The organism is Flagellimonas aquimarina (genome assembly GCF_003149745.1).
In the GTDB taxonomy this organism is placed as follows: domain Bacteria; phylum Bacteroidota; class Bacteroidia; order Flavobacteriales; family Flavobacteriaceae; genus Flagellimonas; species Flagellimonas aquimarina.
The window spans coordinates 1,372,862-1,398,050 of the sequence record NZ_QGEG01000002.1 but is presented as its reverse complement, the minus strand read 5'-3'; the positions used below and the strand labels follow the sequence as shown (position 1 = coordinate 1,398,050).

The following is a 25,189-nucleotide window of genomic DNA, read 5'->3' as shown; positions in this document are numbered from 1 at the left end:
AAACTTATTGCCAATTATAAGCGCAGAGAGGTTCTCTATCTAAAAAAAATGCATTTCATACAATATTGCTTGTTATATGATGTTTAATCCACATCTTTGCAACTTAAAATAAATAGCGTGGCAAAAAAAGCATTAATTACTGGTGTTACAGGACAAGACGGTGCCTATCTTAGTGAATTTCTGTTAAAAAAAGGATATGAAGTTCATGGTCTAAAACGACGCTCATCCCTTTTCAATACAGACAGAATTGATCATTTATATCAAGATCCTCATATTGAAAATCGGAATTTCATTCTGCACTACGGGGATATGACGGATAGTACTAATCTAATTCGTTTAATTCAAGAAATTCAACCTGATGAGATATATAACTTGGCCGCAATGAGCCATGTCCACGTTTCATTTGAAATCCCTGAATATACTGCAAATGCTGATGGTATTGGCACATTGAGAATTCTTGATGCGGTAAGACTATTGGGGTTAGAGAAAAAGACGCGAATCTATCAAGCTTCCACTTCAGAATTATACGGGAAGGTACAAGAGGTTCCACAATCGGAGACAACACCATTTTATCCTAGAAGCCCTTATGCTGTTGCCAAAATGTACGCATATTGGATAACTGTTAACTATAGAGAAGCATATGGAATGTATGCCTGTAATGGAATTTTGTTCAATCATGAGTCACCTATTAGGGGAGAAACATTTGTAACTCGAAAAATAACTAGAGCCACGGCTAGGATAGCTTTAGGATTACAAGACAAATTTTATCTGGGAAATCTAAATGCCCAGCGTGATTGGGGCCATGCTAAGGATTATGTTCGTATGATGTGGATGATATTGCAACATGACGAACCGGAAGATTGGGTAATTGCAACTGGAAAAACAACAACAGTTCGTGATTTTGTCAGAATGAGTTTTTCAGAAGTGGGAATTGAACTAGAATTTAAAGGGGAAGGAGTTGATGAAAAGGGATATGTTAAAGCATGCAAAAACCCTGATTTTCAATTAGAAACTGGAAAAGAAATCTTGGCGGTAGACCCAAAATACTTTAGACCTACAGAAGTTGATTTACTTATAGGCGACCCAACAAAAGCTAATCAGAAATTGGGTTGGATACCTGAGTATGACTTACAAGGCTTAGTGAAAGATATGATGCAGAGTGATGTAAAACTGATGCAAAAAGACCAGTACCTTAAAAAAGGAGGATACCAAGTTTTAAATTATTTCGAATAGATGAATAAAAGTTCGAAAATCTTTGTTGCAGGGCATCGTGGACTTGTTGGTAGTGCAATTGTAAAAAACCTTAAGGCAAAAGGTTATCATAACTTATTGCTAAGGTCCAGATCTGAACTTAATTTATTGGATTCTCTTTCTGTCTCTAATTTTTTTGAAGTTGAAAAGCCTGAGTATGTGTTTCTTGCCGCAGCAAAGGTTGGAGGAATTATTGCAAATAATATTTACAGGGCAGATTTTATTTATGAGAATTTGATGATTCAGAATAATATCATTCATCAATCATATCGCAATAATGTAAAGAAATTGATGTTCTTGGGAAGCACTTGTATTTATCCAAAAGAATGTCCTCAACCCATGAAAGAAGAATACCTTCTTACAGATATACTTGAATATACCAATGAACCTTATGCCATTGCGAAAATTGCTGGCATAAAAATGTGTGAAAGCTACAATTTGCAGTACGGCACTAACTTTATTTCTGTAATGCCTACCAATCTTTATGGTCCTAACGATAATTTTGATTTAGAAAAATCACACGTTTTACCAGCTTTGGTTAGAAAAATTTTGTTGGGCAAAGCACTAGAAGCGTCCGACTGGGATTTTATAAAAAATGATTTGAAAAAATTACCTATTGAGAATGAAAATGGTTCCTCGTCTGAAAATCACATTCTTGGAGTCCTAGAAAAATATGGTGTATCACTTAAAAATGATGAGGTAACAGTGGAAATATGGGGGTCAGGAAATCCACGAAGAGAATTTCTATGGTCAGAAGATATGGCTGATGCATGTGTTTTTTTAATGAATAAAAGGGATTTTAAGGACACATACGACAATAGCGACAAAGAAGTTAGAAATACTCATATAAACATTGGTACTGGGAAAGACATATCTATTAAAGAGCTTGCATTGTTGATTAAAGAGCATGTTGGTTTCAATGGAACTTTTCATTTTAATGAAGATAAACCAGATGGGACTATGGTTAAATTAACAGATGTATCCAAGCTAAACAATATGGGTTGGAAACATTCTATTGAAATATCCGAAGGTATAAAAGCTCTATGTTCACACTACCTTGAGACGGCTTAAAGCTTGCAGTATATATAAATTCATTTTTGAGATCACTTCTTGCATTATTTCTTTTATTCTTACTTAAATGGTTTTGAGAAAAGTAGCTGGATTACTAAAGAATAAAAAAGGTTTTCTTAAATACCTGAAAAATACTTCATGGTTGATGGGCGAAAAAGTAATTCGATTGTTAATTGCGCTCACAGTTGGAGTAATGGTTACCAGATATTTGGGACCACAGAAATTTGGGATTCTTAGTTATGCACAAAGTTTTGTAGGTCTTTTTGCCGCATTCTCATCTTTGGGATTGGGAGATATTTTGGTTAGGGAATTAGTGAAATCCAAAGAAAACGATAAGGTTTTGTTGGGTACCGCTTTCGGGTTACAAACATTGGGTTCTGGTGTTATAATGCTCTGTTTGCTAACCTTTGTTTACTTTAATGATAATGAGCCAATTACCAATAAGATTATTCTAATACTTGGTCTTACAACATTTCTTCAGAGTTTTGGGGTCATCACCCGCTATTTTAATAGTCAGGTAAAAAGCAAATTTGGTGCTATTCCCGGGCTTGTTGGGGTTTTCTTATCAGCAGGCATCAAATTGATATGTATTTGGCAAATGGCTCCATTGATCTATTTTGTATACATCTTGGCTTTTGATGTGTTTTTCCTCATGGTTGGTCAACTGTATTTTTATCATGTGGCAGGCAATTCAATTTTCAGCTGGAAGTTTTCTTTCAAAACCGCAAAAGGATTGCTTAGCGACTCATGGCCGCTGATACTAAGCAGTATTGTAATATCTATCTATATGAAAGTGGACCAAATCATGATTCAAGAAATCATGGATAATTCTTCGGTTGGTCAATATTCTGCCGCAGTAAGACTTAGCGAGGCTTGGTACTTTATTCCCACAATAATTTGTAGTTCATTGTTTCCGGCAATAATCAATGCAAAAATAAAAAGTAACACCCTTTATTTATCTCGTTTACAAAACCTTTACGATTTAATGGTCATACTTGGTTTGGCAATAATACTGCCTATTTTAATATTTGGAGATTGGGCTATTTTATTACTTTATGGAGAGGCTTTTGACCAAACTTCTTCAGTGCTTAAAATACATATTTGGGCCGGTGTTTTTGTTTTCTTAGGTGTTGCTAACCAAAAATGGTTTATTAGTGAAAACCTTCAAGCTTACAACATAATTTGTCTGGGTTTAGGAATGGTGACCAATGTAATATTGAATCTTTTCCTTATTCCAAAATATGGAATATATGGAGCTGCCTTTGCTACACTTATTTCACAATTTGTTGCATCTGTTCTAACCCCTGTCGTTTTTAGAAAAACTAGGCCTTCATTTTTTATGATGCTAAAATCACTTTTTTTTATAAGTGTTTTAGGAAGGGTACTAAAAAATAAATCATCCATATAATCTGGTGTACTTTCTAATTATGGTTCGTTTAGAGGGTGAGTGATTGTATATTTAAAGTTATAATATGATATATCAGCGAATTTATTTCTGTCTTAAGGGCTTATCATGGATATTTGCTTTTATTTTTTATATAAACCAAAATAGTTTAAGATTAGCTAAATTTTAACTGTAAATCAGTCTGTTACATATGTGTGGTATATTAGGAACAGTTCCAGCAACTCCTTACGAATCATTTAAAAATTCACTTGACACCTTAACTCATCGAGGACCTGACAGCTTTGGAATAGAAAGTATTGATGACAACGTTTCTCTTGGCCATCGTAGACTTTCAATTTTGGATATTTCTGCAAAAGGTCATCAACCCATGAGCGGAGATGATGATCGGTATACAATTGTATTCAATGGCGAAATCTATAATTTTTTAGAAATAAAGAAGGAGTTATTGAATTTGGGACACAGCTTTAAATCTACTTCTGATACAGAGGTTCTTCTTAAATCCTATATTCAATGGGGAGAGAAGAGTATGTTAAAGTTTAATGGTATGTGGGCCTTGGCTATATGGGACAATCAAAAAAAACAAATGTTTTTATCCCGGGATAGATTTGGAAAGAAACCTTTGTTTTATGCATTCATAAACGAAAAGTTCATTTTCGCTTCTGAGATGAAAGCTATATTTCCATATTTTGATAAATTGGAAGTATCAGATGATTTTGATTGGATGAAGAAAAATATTTTCTTCTATGAGACCACCGATAAATGTTTGATAAAAGGAATAAAAAGGTTCCCAGCAGGTTATAACGGTAATTTAGTAGATGGCAAGCTCACAACATACAGGTATTGGAACACTTTGGATCATCTGGTGGAAGTACCTAAAACTTACGGTGAGCAAGTAGAACATTTTCGAGAGCTGTTTATGGACTCTTGTAAGCTTAGAATGAGGTCAGACGTCTCAATAGGAACGGCTTTGAGCGGAGGACTTGATAGCAGCGCAACTATTGCCGCTATGGCCAATTTGTCCAAGAACAATAATAGTTATGCAAAAGACTGGCAGCATGCGTTTGTTGCTTCCTTTCCTGGTACGCCGTTAGATGAGTCTCATTATGCTAAAATGGTGACAGATCATTTAGGGTTGCAATCAACTTTTATAGATATTGAGCCTTTGGAACATTGGAGCAAGCTTGAAGAATATTTTTACCTTTTTGAAGATTTATACATTACATCTCCACTTCCTATGATAATGCTCTATGGAGCTGTTAAGAAAAACGGTGTCACTGTTACTTTAGATGGTCATGGAGCTGATGAATTACTGAGTGGTTATCAGCAAGGTACATTGGAAAGTTTGTGGGATGCACGTTTCAATATGAAAAAGACCAAAGATATATTGGACATATATCAAGGAAGTGTAAATGAGGATGAAACTCAATATTCCAGGACTAGTAATTATAAATTGTTCTATAATTATATGGTAAAGAAAGGGGTAAAAAAAATAATGGGACAAACCATACCTTCTAGAGATCAGGACCATCCAAATTTTAAAAAACTGGATAACCTTACGCAATATCTTTACGCAATGTTTCATGAAAATATACTGCCCACCTTGCTAAGAAACTATGACAGGTATGCAATGATCAACAGCGTGGAAATTAGAATGCCGTTCATGGACCATAGAATAGTAAGTTTTGTTAATTCGCTTCCATATTCTAGTAAATTGGGAGATGGTTATACAAAGAGAATTATTAGAGATGCTTTAGATCCTTATTTGCCAAAAGAAGTTACCTGGCGAAAATCAAAGATTGGGTTTAGTTCACCAATTGTAGATTGGATGCAAAACGAATTGAGCGAATGGTTTATGGATAGTATAAACTCAAAATCATTTCTTGAATCCAACTTAGTGGAAAAGCCAGACTTTTTGAGAGAAAGGATTACTAAAATTGTGACCAAAGAAAATAGCAATTTTACGCAGGCACAAAAATGCTGGTCGGAATTTTCACCTTACATTTGGGAAAAGGCTGTTCTTAATAGAACGTTGAACAAATAGATTGCAGTGGCTGTAGATTTTGAATTGCAACATGGCAAAGAGTTTATTTATGATTGGTAAATTAAAAAAATGGGTGCTCTCAAGCTCTTTTCTTACTAGAGCGGCTATTTTTTTTAGAAAGCTTCATCTAAAGAGAAAAAGGGGTATTACCTATCAGAAAAATGTTTTTATCGGCTTTTCCGTAGTATGTGAAGGTAGTAATGGTTTTGGTAAAAATAGCTCAATAGTTTCTTCAAAAATTGGATTTGGCTCGTATATTGCTGAAGGGGCAAAATTGGCCAAAGCAAGTATTGGTAGATATTGCTCTATTGGCCCAAAAGTTACTTGCATATTTGGAAAACATCCTTCTAACACCTTTGTATCAACACATCCCTCTTTTTTTGCGTTAAAAACTCCAGTGGGCTTTACATATGTAGATAAGCAGTATTTTGAAGAATTTGCCGTTCCAAATGAAGATAACCATAGCATAATCATTGGCAACGATGTTTGGATAGGGGCCAATGTATCACTTATGGACGGGATAAAGATAGGTGATGGAGCAATCGTTGCAGCCAACGCATTGGTAACTAAAGATGTGGAACCCTATACCATTGTAGGAGGTGTACCAGCTAAGATTATAAAAAAACGATTCAGTGATGAAGAAATAGACTTTTTGATGGAACTTAAGTGGTGGGACAAGCCCAAGGGCTGGATACAAGAAAAAGCTTCATTTTTTAGAAATATCAATGATTTTAAGGAGCATCTAAAATCAAAAGAATAACGAGATGAAAATCCCTATTGTTGTTGTAGCCTATAATAGACCAAGGTCTTTAACTAGATTGTTGGGCTCTTTGAGTGAGGCAAAATACCCACATAAGGACATTGATCTGATTATTAGCATTGATAAAGCCGAAAACAATCAAGATGTTATTGCCATAGCCAATAAGTTTAATTGGGAGAATGGAGAAAAGAAGGTACTTTGCCAAGAGACCAACTTGGGTTTAAGAAAGCATATTCTGAAGTGTGGGGGACTAAGTGTTGAGTATGGGGCTGTTATTGTTTTAGAAGATGATTTGTTCGTTTCCCCCAATTTTTATTTGTTTACAGAACAAGCCTTGCTTTTTTCTACAAAGGAACGCGCAATCGGTGGAATTTCATTGTATAACCACCAGCTTAACGTAAACACACGTGCCAATTTTTCAGCTTTGGAGGATGGGTACGACAATTGGTATTTTCAGTTTGCTTCTTCATGGGGGCAAGCCTGGACAAAGGAGCAATGGAGTGGGTTTATACAATGGTATAACAACAATCCAGATATTGATAATAATTTAAATGTTCCTGCTTATGTAAGAAGTTGGTCGCCAAAATCGTGGCTTAAATATAACATTGCCTATCTGGTTGAAAATGATCTTCATTTCCTTTATCCCAAAATAGCATTGGCAACAAATTTTAGTGATGCAGGAACGCATGTTGGAAATGATAGTACCATATACCAAGTACCATTGGATTATGGTATGAAAAAAACATATAGATTTTCCCAACTAAAAGATTCTTTAGCAGTATATGATGCTTTTTTTGAAAACAAAAAACTTCATAAATCTCTTGAATTGGAGCAAAAGGAGTTATGCACAGACCTCTATGGGTATAAACCTGCAATAAATCAACGATACGTTTTGACTTCTAAGATTATGAACTACAAAATAATAAGTTCCTTCGGTAAATCTTTAAAACCACATGAGGATAATATATTGCGTTCGGTAAAAGGGTTTGAACTCTTTTTGTACGACACCCATAGTAAAGAACAAAACCCCAACACACAGGATTTTGAGAGAAAAGTAAGTTATAATTTTAAACAGGTGCCCTACAAAATAGTTAGAAAACTATTTTTAAGATCAACTCTTTCAAAGTTCAATAATCTATGGAAAAAAATAACGAAAAGATGACCTACAGTGCTTAAAGAGATTAGAAAAATCGGGATACCTTTTGTTGCATTGCTTTTTCTGTATTTGCTAAACCCTTATGGGTTAAATATTTACATAGGTTTTTTATTAACAGGTCTAATAATTTTGCAAAAAGGGTTTCTAGTCAAGAACATAGATATAGGTTTTTTACTATTGTTTATGTTTTCCCTCACCTATGCTGCTTTTTTTTCGTTTGAACCTAAAGCAGGTAATCAGTATATAATAATTTATGCGATTGCACCAGGTACTCTTTATTTATTAGGAAAATACTTTGCAGATAAGGTGGATGGAAACAGGGCAAACCTGGTTTTACTTTTGTTATGTGCCGGCAGTGTTTTTTCCATATCTGCAATTCTTTCTGTCTTCACAGACATTCTTCAAAATGGATATAATGTTGTTGATCGAAATCTACCAAATTATTGGACTGGACAAATAATACCTGCTACCATAATGGGAGCTTATTTCACTATCGTGATGACAATACCTGCCTTGTTAATACCCGAAATAAAGAAGCTTCCCTTTGTAATGAAAATAGTACTTCTTCTAACATACATCATATCAATAGCATGTGTGCTTAGGATTGGTAGTAGAACCCAGTTAAGTATTAGCGTCATTACTTTGTTGATATCATTGTTTTATGTAATGCCAAGACAGTCATTTAAAAGAAATTTTTTTATGTTTTCGCTGTTTGCACTTATAATTTTCTTTATTGCAAATACTGTAAGCTTTGATTTAGACCAAGATTGGCTATCCGCTTTTGCTGGTAGAATGGAAGATGGTGGAGGTGAGGATATTGCGTCTGGAGGAGGCCGTACCGAGCGATGGGTGAAATCTATGGAAAACCTTTTTGAAAAGCCCTTGGGTTGGAGCGAAGATGAATTTGGACATGCACATAACCTATGGTTTGATGTACTGCGAATTGGAGGCTTTCTTTCCTTTTTTTTATTGATTGCCTTTACTACGAACGCATTTCTTTCCGTTAGAAAAGCAATTAAAAAAAACAAATCGGCTTACGCTTTAAATAACCTATTGATTGTTTACACACTCTCAATTTGTATGGTTTTTATGGTGGAACCTATTCTTGAGGGGATGTTCGATTTTTTTGCATTTTTTTGCTTTTTTATTGGTGTTGTAAAAAAATACAATACCGATTATCCTGTAATTGATTAGCGTCATCTAAAATATATTAAAGCTTCAATACTTTACTGTACTTTTGCAGCGTTAATAGCTTGAATTTCACAACTGCTGACCATTAACCCATTTATGCAAAGACTTGCCGTTCTACTTACATGTTTCAATCGAAAAGATAAAACGATTGCAGCTTTAACAGCTTTAAAGGAAGCATTTAAAAAATCAAATGAAAATTGGCAAATGTCAATTTATCTTACCGACGATGGTTCTACAGATGGAACCTCTCAAGCTGTGGCAACAAATTTTCCAGATGTACACATATTAAAAGGCACTGGATTTCTATATTGGGCTGGTGGAATGCGAAATTCTTGGAAAGAGGCGGTAAAAGGCGATTATGATGCATACCTGTTAATCAATGACGACACCAATATCTACCCGCATTTATTCGATTCTATAAAAAAGACACATGAGTTTTGTATGCTCAATTACGAAATGGGAGGCGTATATATTGGTACCACTGTAGATTCTGAAACAAAAAAAATTACATATGGGGGTTCAGTATTCATAAATCGATTTTTAGCAAAAATGAAAAGAGTACAACCAAAGGAAAGCCCTACACCTTGCCATTTAGGTAATGCAAACATCATGTGGGTATGTAAGAATGTTGTAGATGACATGGGGATACTCTCAGATGGATACGTTCATGGCATGGCAGATTACGATTATACTTTAAGAGCTACAAAAAAAGGGATTCCATCTCTTATTATGCCTGGTGTAGTTGGGGAGTGTATCAATGATCATAACGATCCATACTTGAAGTTTTTTAAATTATCACTCAAGGAAAGATTCAAAATGTTGTATAACCCCGTTGGCTTTGATTTTGTATCTCAATCCCATCATATGAAAAAACATTTCCCTATTAGGTTCCCGTTATTTATTATGACAGGTTACTTTAAAGTGTTTTTTCCAAAAATTTACTATCATTTATTATATAAAAACAGAAAGAATTAATATATGTTGAAAAAAAACCTAATTGTTTTTGGAACAAGACCGGAAGCTATTAAAATGGCCCCACTTGTCAAGGCTTTTAATAAGTCCAAACAATTTGAAACTAAGGTTTGTGTTACTGCCCAACACCGGGAAATGTTGGATCAAGTCTTGGAGTTTTTCGAAATCACTCCCGACTATGATCTTGATTTGATGAAACCTGGGCAGAACCTATATGGTTTAACGGCTTCCATAATTACCAGTTTGCAGCCAGTCCTAGAATCCTTTAAACCTGATTTTGTTTATGTACATGGTGATACTACCACAACTATGGCAACTAGTATAGCTTCCTTTTACTCAGGGGCAAGGGTGTGTCATGTAGAAGCTGGCTTGCGTACGTTTGATAAATGGGCTCCTTTCCCTGAAGAAATTAACAGAAGAATTACCGGGCATGTTGCTGACTATCATTTTGCTCCAACCGAGACATCAAATAATAATCTAAAAAAAGAAGGAGTTGTAGAAGAAACCATAATCATTACAGGTAATACGGTTATTGATGCTTTGCATGAAAGTGTAGGTCGAGTTAAAACTCTCAACTCTACTGAATTGGACAAGCTAAAAGAAATAATTTCAGCTGATAAAAAAATAATTCTTGTAACAGGACATAGACGGGAAAACCACGGACAAGGTTTTATCAATATTTGTCAGGCCTTAAAAGAAATCGCGAAAAAATTCAATGATGTTGAAATTGTCTATCCAGTTCACCTCAATCCAAAGGTGCAAAAACCGGTGTATGAATTATTGGGCGAGATGGAGAATATTAAATTGATAGACCCGTTAGCATACCCAGAGTTCGTTTGGTTGATGAATAAGAGTCATGTTGTGATTACAGATAGTGGCGGAGTGCAAGAAGAAGCTCCTAGTTTAGGTAAACCGGTCTTGGTGATGCGAGATACAACTGAAAGACCTGAAGCTGTTGAAGCAGGAACAGTTATACTCGTTGGTACGGATAAGGAAAAAATAGTTTCTGAAACAATTGCCCTGCTTACCAGTCCAGAAAAGTATAAAACCATGAGCAAGCTGCATAATCCTTACGGGGATGGTAATGCTTGCGAACGGATAGTAGAATTCATGAAAAACAGATAATAGAGTGTCACAAAAAAAAGTAACGATGATGGGTCTAGGCTATATTGGCTTACCCACTGCTGCATTAATTGCAGGGAATAAAACCAAAGTTAATGGCGTTGATGTTAATCCAAGCGTTGTAGAAACCATTAACCGAGGGGAAGTGCATATTGTAGAACCTGACTTGGATAAAGCTGTGGCGAAAGCAGTGGAAGAGGGTTTTTTAAATGCAAGCCTTGAGCCTAAAGAAGGTGATGTTTATCTAATTGTGGTACCCACCCCATTTAAAGAAAAAAATGAGCCAGACATCTCTTATGTTGAAGCCGCGACCAAAGCTATTTTACCACTTTTAAAGGAAGGAGATTTATATATCATAGAATCTACTTCTCCTATTGGTACAACTGAGAAAATGAAAGATTTCATTTTTAGCGCTCGCCCAGAACTTAAGGGCAAGATTTTTATGGCCTATTGTCCAGAGAGGGTACTTCCTGGAAATGTGATGTATGAGTTGGTACATAATGACCGAGTTATTGGGGGTATAGATAAGGACTCTACTGAAAGGGCAATCGATTTTTACTCAAAATATGTGAAGGGAAGTTTACATTCCACGAATGCACGTACTGCTGAAATGTGCAAGTTGATTGAAAACTCCTCACGGGATGTGCAAATTGCTTTTGCAAATGAACTGTCGTTGATTTGTGATAAAGCGGATATCAATGTATGGGAGCTAATACAGTTGGCCAATAAACATCCCCGAGTTAACATTCTGCAACCTGGTTGTGGGGTAGGAGGGCATTGTATTGCGGTGGATCCTTATTTTATTGTGTCTGATTACCCAATGGAATCAAAGATTATCGGTACGGCAAGGGAAATTAACAATTATAAGTCGTTTTGGTGTGCAGAAAAAGTACAAAATGAAAAATTAAAGTTTGAATTGGAACATGGTTACAAACCCAGGGTAGCTTTGATGGGGCTGGCATTTAAGCCCAATATTGACGATTTACGCGAGTCTCCTGCTAAATATATCGTTCAAAAAGTATTGCAAAATGCTAATAACGAGGAGTATTTTATTGTAGAACCAAACATTGACACCCACAATGTTTTCAAAATCACAGATTATAAAATTGCATTTGATAAAGCGGATATAGTTGTCTATTTAGTTGCGCACAATGAGTTTAAAGAACTACCAAGAGACACTACAAAAAGAGTAATCGATTTTTGTGGGGTATTAGAAATAAAGTAAGCTACAAACTTCTTACGAATGAAAAATACTTTGATTGTTCTAGCTCAATCATTAGAACAGCCTAGGATAGTAAAGCGAATAAACCAAAAGGCCAAAGAATACAAGGATATTCATGTTTATGGTTTTACCAGAAACGTTCATTCAGTAGATAACCATGAGGTCTTAGGTAAAAACAAAAACGTTAACATTTCAATTGCAGGGCAATTGGAAAATGGAAAGTACCTTAAACGGATTTTTACATATTTAAAGTTGTTAGTAAAACTTTATAAAAGACATGGATTAAGAAAGAAAAGCGTGTATGTTTTTGGGTTGGATTTAAGAATTTTCAGTTTTTTTCTTTTTAATGCACAAGTGGATTATGAAATCAGTGATATTGTTTGGTTGTATGATGGTAACCTCAAAAGAAAGGTGCTAAGTTTTACAGATAGACTTTTGGCGGGAAAATCCCGAAAAGTTGTGTTTACAACTAAAAGCTTTTATAGTGGATATTACAGCAAATCGGTCAAGGAAGATCGGGTAATCGTGGCTGAAAACAAACTTGAGACCTATGATAGAGTTCTTCCAATCGAGCAGATTAAAAATGATAAAGTTAGAATAGCTTATGTAGGGGCTTTTAGGTACCCAAGAATTATAGAAAATCTGCTGACAATTGTAAGTGAGAACTCCAACTTGGTTTTAAATTTTTATGGAGCTACCCATGGCAGATTAATTGAGAAAATCAACCAAGCTACAGAGTCAAACTCCAATATTTTTTACCATGGATCGTTTAAAAATCCAGATGACCTTGAAAAAATTTATAGAGAGAATAACTTAAACTTTGTGGTTTACAACAATTTACTTGAAAATGAAAGAGTAGCAATGCCCAATAAATTTTATGAATCTGGTTTTTTTAATGTTCCTATTGTTTGCGCTACACGGACTTATGTTGGGGAGAGGGTTTTAAATGCAAATATGGGTTGGACCATAGACACCGATTTTGAGTCCATATCAAAGTTTTTGAATTCTATTTCAGTATCTGAATTGGTTGAAAGTCATGAAAATATCAAAAAATTAAACAAGGGTCAGTTTATAACTTAGGAATAAAAATATATAGAATGTTCAAAGGAAAAACACTATTAATCACAGGAGGAACGGGGTCATTTGGGAATGCGGTTTTAGATCGGTTCCTACAAACTGATATTGGTGAGATCCGTATTTTTAGCCGAGATGAAAAAAAGCAGGATGATATGCGTAACCGTTTAAAAAATCCTAAAATAAAATTTTATATCGGAGATGTAAGGGATTACAATAGTATACATCATGCAATGCATGGTGTTGACTATGTTTTCCATGCGGCAGCATTAAAACAAGTCCCATCATGCGAATTTTTTCCTATAGAAGCTGCGAAAACAAATGTTTTTGGCACTCAAAATACCATTGATGCCGCAGTAGCAAATAAAGTGGATAAAATTATTTGTCTAAGTACAGATAAGGCAGCATACCCCATCAATGCTATGGGAATTAGCAAAGCTTTGATGGAAAAAGTTGCCGTTGCTGCTTCACGAAACATCCCGGAGGATTCAACTACGGTTTGTCTTACCAGGTATGGCAACGTTATGGCCTCTAGAGGCTCGGTCATTCCTTTATTCGTAGATCAAATTAAAGAGGGAAATCCGTTAACGGTTACTGATCCCAATATGACAAGGTTTTTAATGTCTTTGGAAGATGCGGTAGATTTGGTATTGTTTGCCTTTGAACATGGGAATCAAGGTGATCTTTTTGTAAATAAGGCACCCGCCAGCACCATTGGCGATTTGGCAGAAGCTGTAAAGGAAATTTTTAAGTCTAAAAATGTTATAAAAGTAATTGGAACCCGACACGGGGAAAAATTGTATGAAACCCTCTGTACAAGAGAAGAAATGCAAAAAGCCGAAGATATGGGCGATTTTTATAGAATTCCAGCGGATAATAGAGATTTGAACTATAGCAGATATTTCTCAGAAGGAGAGCAAGATATCAGTAAAATTGAAGATTACCATTCGCATAATACAAAACATTTGAATGGAGAAGACTTGCAAAAGACACTTTTAGGGCTTGATTTTATCAAAGAAAATCTTTAATGATTAATGATTTTTTAATAAAAGGTGAAGTATTTGAGGATGAAAGGGGAAAATTACGCTTTATCAATCTCTTCGACATGTCTGAAATTATTCGCTTTTACGAAATTGTACCAAAAAATCAACAAATTATAAGAGCTTGGCAAGGGCATAAGCATGAAAAAAAATGGTTTCACTGTCTATCTGGCTCTTTCATTATTAATATTATAGAAATTGATAATTTTAGTAATCCTTCGGATGATTTAATTCCTACACGAATTGTACTTAGCTCCCAAACCCCTGAAATTTTAGCTATACCTAATGGTTTTGCTACAGGAATTATGGCAACTTTGGAAAATTCAAGACTACAAGTCTTTTCAAATTTTGGAATAAACGAATCAAAAAAAGATGATTTTAGATATCCTTTGGAAAAATGGCAAGCTGAATGGTAAAAACAATGGAAAAGCATAAAATAGGAATAACAGGTCAGGCAGGTTTTGTTGGAAGCCATTTGTATACAACTTTGTTGCTACGTGAAGATGTTGAACTAGTTCCATTTGAACGTTCTTTTTTTGAAAGTCCAGAGCAATTGGGTCAATTTGTTTCAGAATGTGACACTATTGTGCATTTGGCTGCAATGAACAGGCATGAAGATCCCAATGTTATTTACAATACCAATATAAAACTGGTTGAACATCTAATTGCTGCTTGTGAGGAAGTGGGTTCGACACCACATATTATTTTTTCATCATCATCACAAGAAATAAAAGACAATCTTTACGGCAATTCTAAAAAAGAGGGTAAAGAACGGTTTATAACTTGGAGCAAAAAATGTGGCGGCAGATTTACATCATTGACCATACCCAATGTTTTTGGACCTTTTGGCAAACCAGACTATAATTCCGTTGTATCCACGTTCTGTCATAAAGTGGCCCATGGTGAAAAACCCACTATTATTAATGATGGTGAAGTGGGGCTGATCTACATTAATGATTTGGTTAAAATTTTCATCAATACAGCTTTTGGGGAACAGGCAGTTACAAAACTTGATGAAAATAGTTTTGAAGTAAAGATTGAACCCAATCATCATGTAAAAGTCTCAAGAATATTGGAATTACTTAACCACTTTAAATCTGATTATATGAAAAATGGTGTTTTTCCAAATATGGAGGACCATTTTGAAAAATCACTGTTCAATACCTTCAGATGCTATATCCCAGAGTCTCACTATCCCGTTAAATACACTAAACATACAGATCCCAGAGGTAGCTTTGTAGAGATTGCCAGAACCGAAACCTCCGGACAATTCTCGTTTTCCACAACAGTGCCGGGCATAACTCGCGGCAACCATTTCCATACCAGAAAAGCGGAGCGTTTTGCAGTTATTAAGGGTAAAGCAAGGATACAGCTAAGAAAGATAGGTACAGATCGCGTCATTAACTATGATTTGAATGGTGATGAACCGGCATATGTTGATATGCCAATATGGTATACGCATAACATTACCAATACAGGTGATGAGGAACTTGTAACACTATTTTGGATAAATGAGCCTTATGATCCAGAAGATGCCGATACTTATTTTGAAAACGTAGAATAAAAAACGATAAAAAAGAGACCATTGAAAAAACTTAAAGTTTTAACCGTTGTTGGTACAAGACCAGAAATAATACGTCTTGCATGTGTTTTGAATGCATTAGATGCCAACGATGCCATAGAGCATACTTTGGTTCATACTGGACAGAACTATGATTATGAACTAAATGAAATATTTTTTGATGACTTTGGCATTCGTAAACCTGACCATTTCTTAAATGCGGCTGGCAAAAATGCCACGGAAACTGTAGGCAATATTTTAATAAAAATTGACCCATTACTTGAAAAAATAGCTCCTGATGCTTTTCTTGTACTAGGAGATACCAATTCTTGTCTTTGTGCCATTCCGGCAAAAAAACGTAAGATTCCTGTGTTTCATATGGAGGCTGGCAACAGGTGTTTTGACCAAAGAGTCCCAGAAGAGACCAATAGGAAGATTGTGGACCATGTATCGGACATAAACCTTACTTATAGTGATATTGCAAGAGAATATCTTCTTAGAGAAGGATTGCCTCCAGATAGAGTTATTAAAACAGGTAGCCCTATGTATGAGGTGCTTCACCAATTTAAGGAAAAAATTGAGGCATCAAGTGTTTTGAAGGACTTGGGTTTGGAAAAGGGCAAATACTTTGTAATTTCTTCTCATAGAGAAGAGAACATAAGTAACTCCAAGAATTTTAATGGATTAATAGAATCACTTAATCGTATTGCGGAGACTTACAACTATCCTGTAATAGTTTCAACCCATCCAAGAACTCGCAAAATGCTCGACTCTAAAAAGGCAGAGACACATAAAAATATTCAATTTTTAAAACCTCTTGGTTTTTCTGATTACAATGCACTTCAGTTAAACTCCTTTGCCGTATTATCGGATAGTGGAACAATTTCTGAGGAATCCTCCATTTTAAATTTTAGAGCCTTGAACATTCGTGAGGCACATGAACGGCCTGAAGCTATGGAAGAAGCATCTGTTATGATGGTAGGTTTAAATCCTGAAAGAATATTGCAAGGACTTAAAGCGCTTGAGACACAAAAGAGAAATCCTGAACGAAATTTCCGTGAAGTTAGTGATTATTCTATGCCAAATGTGAGTGAAAAAGTGGTTCGGATTATTATTTCTTATGTTGACTACATAAACCGTGTTGTTTGGTCTAAATAAATCTTATGAAGAAAGTTATTTTTTTAGCTCTTGGATACCCGAACATCAAAAATTCTACGCATTTGTATACAGATTTGATGCAAGAGTTTTCTAAACAAGGTCATGATGTCTTGGTTGTGGCTCCGGCTTCAAAAAGTAATGGATACGGTTTTAAAAAAGAAGGAAATGTAAAAGTTTTGAGAGTGTCAACGTTACCTTTGTTTAGGGTTGGTGCAATACGAAAGGGGATTGCAAATCTTCTTTTACCATTTCAGTACAAGAAGGCAATAAAGAATCACTGTGATACTTTGGAATATGATTTGATCATTTTGCCTACTCCTCCAATAACTCTTGTCACTGTTGCTTCGTGGTTAAAGAAAAAAAGTTCGGGAAAGGTATATCTTGTTTTGCGAGATATTTTTCCTCAAAATGCAGTGGATCTCAAAATGATGAAAAAAGAAGGTTTTTTTCATAGATATTTTAGAAGACAAGAGCTCAAACTATACAATATATCAGATGCAATAGGGTGTATGTCAAAAGCTAACACCCTTTACGTAAAAAAACATAACCCAAGTGTAGAAAACAAAAAATTACATCTACTACCAAATTGGGAAAAGCTTCCCGCTCCTGTAACTGAAGATGAGATTAAAACAATAAGGGAGAAGTTTGGTTTCACCGATAAGTTTGTAGCAATTTTTGGCGGAAATTTAGGAAGGCCACAAAAAATGGAAAACATTGTTAATCTTGCTAATAGTTGCAAAGAATACAATGACATCTATTTTCTTATATTGGGAAAAGGTACCGAGAAAGAAAATATTAGAAAGTTGGTTTCTAAATTTGACCTGAAAAACTTTAAGTTAATGGAATCTCTTCCAAAAAAAGAATATATACGAATATTGGCCGCTGCGGATATTGGCCTTATTTCTTTAAGTGATGAGTTTACAATACCTAACTATCCATCAAAAGTCCTTACTTACTTTGGGCTTAAAAAACCAGTACTGGCATCATTGGATTTAAATACAGATTTTGGTCAAATGTTGGAAGAAACGAATTCTGGGCTTTGGTCTGAAGCAGGTAAAGTGGAGGATTTAAAGAAAAATTTACTTTGGTTTTACAACAATAAGGAGGAGGGAATAAAAATGGGTGAAAATGGATATAACCATATGAAGACAAACTTGACGCCAGAAATTGCTTATCAAACAATAATCAAGGAAATAGATAATTGCTAACCAGCACATGACAGTTAACAATTATCTTATAAACTCGTTGTAATTACTAACTATTTTTTCCCTATTTGGTAATATGTAAACCCTAGTTCCTGAAGTCGTGAACCATCAAACTGATTACGACCATCAAAAATAACAGGTGCTTGTAACGAATTTTGTATTTCGATAAAATCAGGTGAACGAAACTCTTTCCATTCGGTTAACAGCAACATAGCATCAGCACCTTGTAAAGCTTCATATTTGGTGTTTGTATATGAAATGCCTTCAACATCCTTTAAATAGTGTGATTGGGCCTCATGAATGGCCTTTGGGTCATAGGCTTTTATTTTAGCTCCCATTGAAGCCAGTTTTTTAATTATGTATATGGATGGAGCTTCTCGCATGTCATCAGTTCCAGGTTTAAAAGACAACCCCCAAATTGCAAAGGTCTTGTTTGACAAATCCTCTCCATAATGAGCGATTACTTTGTTTGCAATTACAAATTTTTGCCTATCATTAACATCTTCAACTGCATTTAATAATTGTGCATCATAACCTTCCTGTTCAGCAGTTTTCTTAAGTGCCTTTACATCTTTTGGAAAACAAGAACCTCCATACCCACTTCCAGGATATATAAAACTATAACCAATACGACTGTCAGAACCTATTCCAACACGGACTTTGTTAACATCGGCCCCTACCAGTTCGCATATGTTTGACACCTCATTCATGAAAGATATTTTGGTAGCCAACATAGCATTCGCAACATATTTGGTCATTTCCGCAGAGCGCACATCCATTACCAACATTCGATCCATACTACTTCTAAAAAACGGTGCGTATAACCTACGCATAGCCTCTGCTGTTTGTTTGTCTTCAGTACCAACAACAACACGATCAGGTTTCATAAAATCACTAATCGCATCTCCTTCTTTTAAAAATTCAGGATTAGATACCACATGAAATTCTATTTCTTGCCCTCTCTTTTTCAACTCTTTATCAATCGCCGCCTTTACTTTATCGGCAGTCCCAACCGGTACTGTAGATTTGTCTACCACAATCAGCGGAGTGGTCATATGTTTTCCAATTTCAGTGGCCACTTGAAGTACATATTGCAAATCGGCTGAACCATCTTCACCCATAGGGGTCCCAACGGCGATAAATGCCATATTACATTTATCTAAACAATCTTTTAATTTGGTATGAAAATGTAAGGTCTTATTTGCAACATTGCGTTTTACCATGGCTTCAAGCCCTGGTTCATATATTGGCACAATGCCTCTTTTCAAATTTTCAATCTTTTGTTCATCAATATCCACGCAGGTAACATTATTTCCCATTTCGGCAAAACATGTTCCTGTAACCAAACCTACGTACCCTGTACCAACAATTGTTATTTTCATATGTTCGACTTCTTAAACCTATTAATTCTTAGCTTTAAAAGACTATCAAAACTTGTATTTAATATTGACGCTATTAAAGATTTTTAGTTTACAACTACTCTATTTTTTCGCCAAAAATATGCAATAAAGTAATTAATCAACAGATGGTTCTAGACAAACTTTTTAATAAAACAGATGAAATGTAATTTCACTGATAAAATGTATGTTCTATTAACTCAATTTATGTGCTAAGTTTTAAACAAAAAAGCTTATGATTGGTACAACTGATTTTATCAAACTACTAGGTTTGCTATATTCATATGCTATAGTATGCTTTATACCATTTAACAAATTGTTTAACTCCACTATCAATTGAGGTATTGGAACGATAGTTATAATCTCTTTCCAAATCGCTAACATCTGCCCAAGTCGCTTTTACATCTCCAGGTTGCATAGGCTTCATAACTTTTGTTGCCTTTAAGTGTAAAGTATCTTCTATAGCTTCAATAAAATCTAATAGCTTTACAGATTTACTGTTACCGATGTTGTACAAATTATAAAGTTTTTTTGGGTTGTAGGAAGCTGTATAGTTGTCTTCAATAATAGGTATTATGCCATTAATTATATCATCTATGTAAGTGAAGTCTCTTTCTAGATCACCATTATTAAATACTTCTATTGGAGTATTATTGAGAATTCCTTTTGTAAATAGAAACATTGCCATATCTGGACGACCCCAAGGGCCATAAACGGTAAAAAAACGAAGACCGGTAGTTCTAAAACCAAATAAATGACTGTATGTATGGGCCATTAATTCATTACTTTTTTTTGTGGCTGCATAAAGACTGATTGGACGATCTACCGAATGCGAAATCTTAAAAGGGACCTCTCTATTGAGACCATAAACACTGGAACTACTAGCATACACCAAATGTTTGATATCATGGTTTCGAATGCACTCCAATAGATTTGAAAAGCCAACAATATTACTATCAATGTAGGCTGCCGGATTTTCAAGACTATGGCGAACTCCTGCTTGAGCAGCAAGATTACATACAACATCAAATTTTTGGGAGCTAAATAAACCTGAAAGCATGGTTTTTTCTTCCAAAGAAATTCGTATAAACTTTAATGCATCACCGTATTTATCACTAGTAACAATTTCGTTGATCCTTTTGGCTTTTTCCTCTAAAACACCCAACTCCTTCAATCTATTGTATTTAAGAGAAGTACTATAGTAGTCGTTTACGTTATCCAACCCTACAACCTGATGCCCCATTTTCACAAGCCTTTCTGAAAGATGAAACCCAATAAATCCGGCAGCTCCTGTTACAAGTATTTTCATATAGTTTATTACAGTTAAAATATAAAAACAGTAAAATTAAGTTTTTGAATCTTATGCTATGTAATATCCAAAAAAATCACTGGACACAAGTTAAGCAAAGCGGATATTTTTAATTCAAACTCTGTACATTCTTGGATATTAAAGGAAAGGACATTATTTATCATTAAATAGTGGGTGATTAAGTAAAAATACCAATGTTTTACCTATTTCATTTTAAATTCAAGACTAGAAAAGCGTGTAAACTTGAACCAGTATTATTTTGTTCTTTTAGCTCTTGAACGAGTATTTCCAACTTATATCGAATTGTCAATTTAAATTGATTGATAATCATTCGTTAAGAATTAGTTTTATCAAAAATTCCTCAAATTAACCTATGGAGACTGGAGTACAAGAAAAGATTTGGCTTTCTTCCCCACATATGGGGTCAACAGAACAATTATATGTTAAACAAGCGTTTGATAGTAATTGGATAGCACCTCTAGGACCAAATGTCACCGGTTTTGAAAGAAGTATAGAAGGTTATGTTGGAAATAATGTTCATGCCGCTTGTTTAAGCTCAGGGACTGGAGCAATTCACCTTGCTCTAGAACTTCTAGGGATAGGTTTGGGAGATGAGGTATTATGTCAGAGTTTCACTTTTGCTGCGTCAGCAAACCCAATTACTTATTTGGGAGCAGAGCCCGTATTTATAGATAGCGAACGGGAAACCTGGAATATTTCACCTGAATTATTGGAAAAAGCAATAGTAGATAGAAGGAATTTTGGTAAAAAACCCAAGGCAATTATTGCTGTTCATTTATATGGAATGCCGTACAAGGTGGATGAGATTAAAGCGATATCCAGAAAGTATGACATTCCCGTGATTGAGGATAGTGCAGAAGCTTTGGGTAGTGTATACGATGGTGTTAGATGCGGTAGCTTTGGAGATATTGGAATTTTGTCGTTTAACGGGAATAAGATCATAACTACTTCTGGAGGAGGAGCTTTACTAAGTAAAGACAAACAAATTATTGATAGAGCGGTTTATTTGGCAACACAAGCAAGAGATAATGCCCCGCACTATCAACATTCACATATTGGATATAATTATCGTATGAGCAACGTTCTTGCTGGTATTGGTAGAGGGCAGATGGAAGTTCTAGAGGAAAGAGTCAGCGCAAGAAGGAACAACTTTTTGTTTTATAAAGAAAATTTATCCTCAATTTCTGGATTAAGTTTTCTTGAAGACCCAAAAGGAAGTTTGTCTAATAGGTGGCTTACCTGTGTTTTAACCTCTTCTTTTGAAACTCGAGAAAGAATTAGAATTGCACTTGATAATGAAAATATAGAATCAAGACCACTTTGGAAACCAATGCATTTACAACCCATATTTAAAGAGGCAACAAATTACACCAATGGAGTAAGTGAAGACCTTTTTGAAAGAGGGTTGTGCCTACCAAGTGGTTCGAATTTGGAACAAGAAGATTTAGAAAGAATTTGTACGATAATAAAAGCAAATTTCGATGATTAAAAAATACATTTTTGATAACAATAAGCATTATGCCTCCAAGTGGACCGTGCTCCTTATCGATCTGTGTATTGTAGGGGTTTCATTTATGCTGGCCTATTTCATTAGATTCAATCTTAGCTTTAATTTTGATGTTCAACGGCTTTGGGCACAGCTGCCGATAGTGATTTTATTGTTCCTTACCTCATTTTTAATTTCTGGAAGCTACAAAGGTGTTGTACGGCACACTGGAATAAAAGATGTTTATGCCATTTTCAATGCCATTTGTTTGGCTAGTATAGGAACAATAGGTATTGTTTTAACAAATAGATATTTCGGTATTGTTGACAGCTTTACAATCCCCCTTTCTATAATCATTATTAATAGTTTACTTACTTTTTTGGCACTCACGGCTGCTAGGTATGTTTTTAAGATTTGTTTTGAGAGCTTGATCAAGAATAATGAAACTCCAACAAAAAACCTTATAGTCTATGGTGCTGGGGAATCTGGTATAATCACATACAATACACTTACCAATCATTCAAAAATGAAGGTCAAAGTTGTGGGATTTGTGGATAACAACCTTCAAAAGGTTGGAAAACAGATTAATGGTGTCAAAGTGTATGACAAATCTATACTTACTAAAGAATTTGTAAGGTTCCATAGCATCTCAGAAGTTGTTTTTTCAATCCAGAATATTCGTCCAAGGCAACTTAGGACCTTGGTTAATGAGATTGTAGATTTACCAGTTAAAGTAAAAATTGTCCCCCCTGTTGAAGATTGGATAAATGGGGAGCTAAAAGTTTCTCAGATAAAGAGAGTACAGATAGAAGATCTTTTAGATAGGCCGCCAATTAAAATAAAGAACAGTAAAGTTGTAAAGGACTTTGAAGATAAAGTTATTATGGTCACCGGAGGAGCGGGATCCATAGGTAGTGAACTGGTTCGTCAAATTTGTAAATACAGTTATCAATCTCTTATTATTATTGATCAGGCTGAGTCTGCACTATATGATCTTCAGCAAGAATTAAAACAAGTAGGATTCCATAACTTTATTCCAGTTGTTAGTGATATCAGGGATAAAAACAAAATGAGAGCTCTGTTCGAAGAACATAAACCTGACAGAATTTTTCATGCAGCTGCATATAAACATGTTCCTCTTATGGAACGTAACCCATATGAGGCCGTTAAAATTAATGTTGCTGGCACGAAAACCATAGTTGACCTTGCGGTCGATTTCAATGTTGAAAAATTTGTTTTTGTTTCTACAGATAAGGCTGTAAACCCTACCAATGTTATGGGTGCGACCAAACGAATTGCAGAAATGTACATAGGTTGTAGACAGCAAGATGAAAAAACAAAGTTTGTTACCACTCGATTTGGGAATGTACTTGGATCCAACGGATCGGTAATTCCTTTGTTTAGAAAACAAATAGAAAAAGGAGGCCCTTTAACGGTAACACACAAAGATATTACAAGATATTTCATGACTATTCCAGAAGCTTCTCAGCTAGTTTTGGAAGCTGGTGCAATGGGTAAGGGTGGAGAAATATTTATATTTGATATGGGTGAGTCTGTTAAGATTTTAGATTTGGCCAAAAACATGATTAGACTCTCTGGTCTTCATTTCCCAGATGATATTGATATTAAAATAACAGGACTTAGACCAGGAGAGAAACTATATGAAGAACTATTGGCTAATGGTGAAAACACGCTTCCTACCTATCATGATAAAATAATGATTAGTAAAGTAAGGGACATTGACTATATAAAAACAAGAACCATGATTGATGAGCTTTGCATATCAAACTTGTTTTTTAAAGGAAATGTTGTTCAGCTAATGAAAAGTATTGTTCCAGAATACATCTCCAACAACTCTGATTTTTGTAAATTGGACACCGATACAAAAAAATCTAACCCTACAGAGGATTTGAAATCAAAAATTCCACAACTCAATAGCTAAACACGTACGTTTTATGAACTCAAAATTTAAATTGGTGTATTTATTGTTAATGGCACTGATCATTGCTTCATGTGGGTCAAAAAAAGAAGTGGTTTATTTTCAAGATGCAAACCAGTTTGAGACCCTTGTTGATGATAATTCTTTTACTACCAAATTTAAGGTAGACGATTTAGTCAGTATTCATATTTCCACGTTGGATCCAGAGGCAAGTGCCCCGTTTAACCTTTTTAGGGGGGCAGAAGAAGGTGGTATTCGTGCTGAACAGGTTAATTATTTGGTGGATAAGAATGGAGAAATCGATTTCCCCGTAGTTGGAAAGATTAAAATTGTAGGCCTTTCTCCAAGCGAAACAAGAGAATTGCTTAGGGATAAGCTTTCAGATTATCTGAAGGACCCCATAATTAATATTAGAATCAGAAATTTTACCGTTACCGTTTTAGGTTCGGTTAATAGACCGGGAACCTATCAAGTAAATGGTGAGCAAATCTCAATTTTAGAAGCTTTAGGTTTGGCTGGGGATATCAATATTAAAGGTAGACGTGATAATATCATGGTAATAAGAGATTTTAACGGAACTAAAGTTTACAATCGTGTTGATTTAAACAAAAAGGATGCTCTAAAGTCACCAGTTTATTATCTAACACAGAATGATGTTATATATGTAGAGCCCAATCAGTCGGGTAAAACTGCATCAAATTTGGACCAGAGAGCGTCTATTGCGGTTTCAATAATTTCCGTTCTTGTAACTTCAACGGTTGTTTTATTGACAAGGTAGTTGATTTTTATTTTTTGTATTATCCCCTAA

21 protein-coding genes are annotated in these 25,189 nt (G+C 35.1%); 19 read left to right on the top strand and 2 right to left on the bottom strand.

The window, feature by feature from the left end; translation table 11 throughout:
• The first annotated feature begins 117 nt into the window (after positions 1–117).
• From gmd to DKG77_RS13075, 16 genes are all read left to right on the top strand, one after another.
• A complete protein-coding gene (gene gmd / locus DKG77_RS13150) occupies positions 118–1,233 on the top strand; it encodes a GDP-mannose 4,6-dehydratase (protein ID WP_109663629.1) in 1,116 nt (371 codons plus the stop codon).
• Positions 1,234–2,322 (top strand): GDP-L-fucose synthase family protein, encoded by a 1,089-nt coding sequence (locus tag DKG77_RS13145; protein WP_109663628.1) that lies wholly within the window; start codon positions 1,234–1,236, stop codon positions 2,320–2,322.
• Between the two features lie 67 nt (positions 2,323–2,389).
• The gene (locus DKG77_RS13140; protein WP_109663626.1) at positions 2,390–3,730 is read left to right on the top strand and encodes a flippase; all 1,341 of its coding nucleotides are present in this window, start codon (positions 2,390–2,392) and stop codon (positions 3,728–3,730) included.
• A 187-nt stretch (positions 3,731–3,917) separates the two neighbouring features.
• Positions 3,918–5,768: an asparagine synthase (glutamine-hydrolyzing) gene (asnB, locus tag DKG77_RS13135; protein ID WP_109663624.1), complete on the top strand. Its 1,851-nt coding sequence runs from the start codon at positions 3,918–3,920 to the stop codon at positions 5,766–5,768.
• Between the two features lie 49 nt (positions 5,769–5,817).
• A complete protein-coding gene (locus DKG77_RS17280) occupies positions 5,818–6,528 on the top strand; it encodes a CatB-related O-acetyltransferase (RefSeq protein ID WP_109663622.1) in 711 nt (236 codons plus the stop codon).
• Positions 6,529–6,532: 4 nt separating this feature from the next.
• Positions 6,533–7,690: a glycosyltransferase family protein gene (locus DKG77_RS13125; RefSeq protein WP_109663620.1), complete on the top strand. Its 1,158-nt coding sequence runs from the start codon at positions 6,533–6,535 to the stop codon at positions 7,688–7,690.
• 177 nt (positions 7,691–7,867) lie between these two features.
• A complete protein-coding gene (locus tag DKG77_RS13120) occupies positions 7,868–8,878 on the top strand; it encodes an O-antigen ligase family protein (RefSeq protein ID WP_133248458.1) in 1,011 nt (336 codons plus the stop codon).
• A 93-nt stretch (positions 8,879–8,971) separates the two neighbouring features.
• Positions 8,972–9,850, top strand: a complete 879-nt coding sequence (locus DKG77_RS13115) for a glycosyltransferase family 2 protein (RefSeq protein ID WP_109663617.1) — start codon at positions 8,972–8,974, stop codon at positions 9,848–9,850.
• Positions 9,851–9,856: 6 nt separating this feature from the next.
• A complete protein-coding gene (wecB, locus tag DKG77_RS13110) occupies positions 9,857–10,972 on the top strand; it encodes a non-hydrolyzing UDP-N-acetylglucosamine 2-epimerase (RefSeq protein ID WP_109663810.1) in 1,116 nt (371 codons plus the stop codon).
• A 4-nt stretch (positions 10,973–10,976) separates the two neighbouring features.
• Entirely contained in the window at positions 10,977–12,194 is a 1,218-nt protein-coding gene (gene wecC, locus DKG77_RS13105; RefSeq protein WP_243414929.1) for a UDP-N-acetyl-D-mannosamine dehydrogenase, read from the top strand.
• A gap of 18 nt (positions 12,195–12,212) precedes the next feature.
• Positions 12,213–13,271 carry a glycosyltransferase family protein gene (locus tag DKG77_RS13100; RefSeq protein WP_109663613.1) on the top strand — a complete coding sequence of 353 codons (1,059 nt, stop codon included), beginning with the start codon at positions 12,213–12,215 and terminating at the stop codon, positions 13,269–13,271.
• A 17-nt stretch (positions 13,272–13,288) separates the two neighbouring features.
• Positions 13,289–14,293 carry a polysaccharide biosynthesis protein gene (locus DKG77_RS13095; protein WP_109663611.1) on the top strand — a complete coding sequence of 335 codons (1,005 nt, stop codon included), beginning with the start codon at positions 13,289–13,291 and terminating at the stop codon, positions 14,291–14,293.
• A complete protein-coding gene (locus DKG77_RS13090; RefSeq protein ID WP_109663609.1) occupies positions 14,293–14,721 on the top strand; it encodes a dTDP-6-deoxy-3,4-keto-hexulose isomerase in 429 nt (142 codons plus the stop codon). The genes DKG77_RS13095 and DKG77_RS13090 overlap by 1 nt, the downstream gene beginning before the upstream one ends.
• A 5-nt stretch (positions 14,722–14,726) precedes the next feature.
• A complete protein-coding gene (locus tag DKG77_RS13085; RefSeq protein ID WP_109663809.1) occupies positions 14,727–15,869 on the top strand; it encodes a polysaccharide biosynthesis C-terminal domain-containing protein in 1,143 nt (380 codons plus the stop codon).
• 21 nt (positions 15,870–15,890) lie between these two features.
• Positions 15,891–17,024 (top strand): non-hydrolyzing UDP-N-acetylglucosamine 2-epimerase, encoded by a 1,134-nt coding sequence (gene wecB / locus DKG77_RS13080; protein ID WP_109663607.1) that lies wholly within the window; start codon positions 15,891–15,893, stop codon positions 17,022–17,024.
• A 5-nt stretch (positions 17,025–17,029) separates the two neighbouring features.
• Positions 17,030–18,232 (top strand): glycosyltransferase family 4 protein, encoded by a 1,203-nt coding sequence (locus tag DKG77_RS13075; RefSeq protein WP_109663605.1) that lies wholly within the window; start codon positions 17,030–17,032, stop codon positions 18,230–18,232.
• Between the two features lie 50 nt (positions 18,233–18,282).
• Here the strand turns inward: DKG77_RS13075 and DKG77_RS13070 are convergent, their stop codons facing one another.
• Together DKG77_RS13070 and DKG77_RS13065 are read right to left on the bottom strand one after the other, a co-directional pair.
• A complete protein-coding gene (locus DKG77_RS13070; protein WP_109663603.1) occupies positions 18,283–19,611 on the bottom strand; it encodes a UDP-glucose dehydrogenase family protein in 1,329 nt (442 codons plus the stop codon).
• Between the two features lie 295 nt (positions 19,612–19,906).
• Positions 19,907–20,935 (bottom strand): NAD-dependent epimerase/dehydratase family protein, encoded by a 1,029-nt coding sequence (locus DKG77_RS13065; RefSeq protein WP_109663601.1) that lies wholly within the window; start codon positions 20,933–20,935, stop codon positions 19,907–19,909.
• 373 nt (positions 20,936–21,308) lie between these two features.
• Here DKG77_RS13065 and DKG77_RS13060 point away from each other — a divergent pair, with 373 nt between their 5' ends.
• Genes DKG77_RS13060 through DKG77_RS13050 form a run of 3 tightly spaced genes read left to right on the top strand, consistent with a single transcriptional unit; the run spans position 21,309 to position 25,159 of the window.
• Positions 21,309–22,445 carry a DegT/DnrJ/EryC1/StrS family aminotransferase gene (locus tag DKG77_RS13060; protein ID WP_109663599.1) on the top strand — a complete coding sequence of 379 codons (1,137 nt, stop codon included), beginning with the start codon at positions 21,309–21,311 and terminating at the stop codon, positions 22,443–22,445.
• Positions 22,438–24,384: a polysaccharide biosynthesis protein gene (locus tag DKG77_RS13055; RefSeq protein WP_109663598.1), complete on the top strand. Its 1,947-nt coding sequence runs from the start codon at positions 22,438–22,440 to the stop codon at positions 24,382–24,384. Before DKG77_RS13060 ends, DKG77_RS13055 begins: the two co-directional genes overlap by 8 nt.
• Positions 24,385–24,397: 13 nt before the next feature.
• Entirely contained in the window at positions 24,398–25,159 is a 762-nt protein-coding gene (locus DKG77_RS13050; RefSeq protein WP_109663596.1) for a polysaccharide biosynthesis/export family protein, read from the top strand.
• Positions 25,160–25,189: the final 30 nt, after the last annotated feature.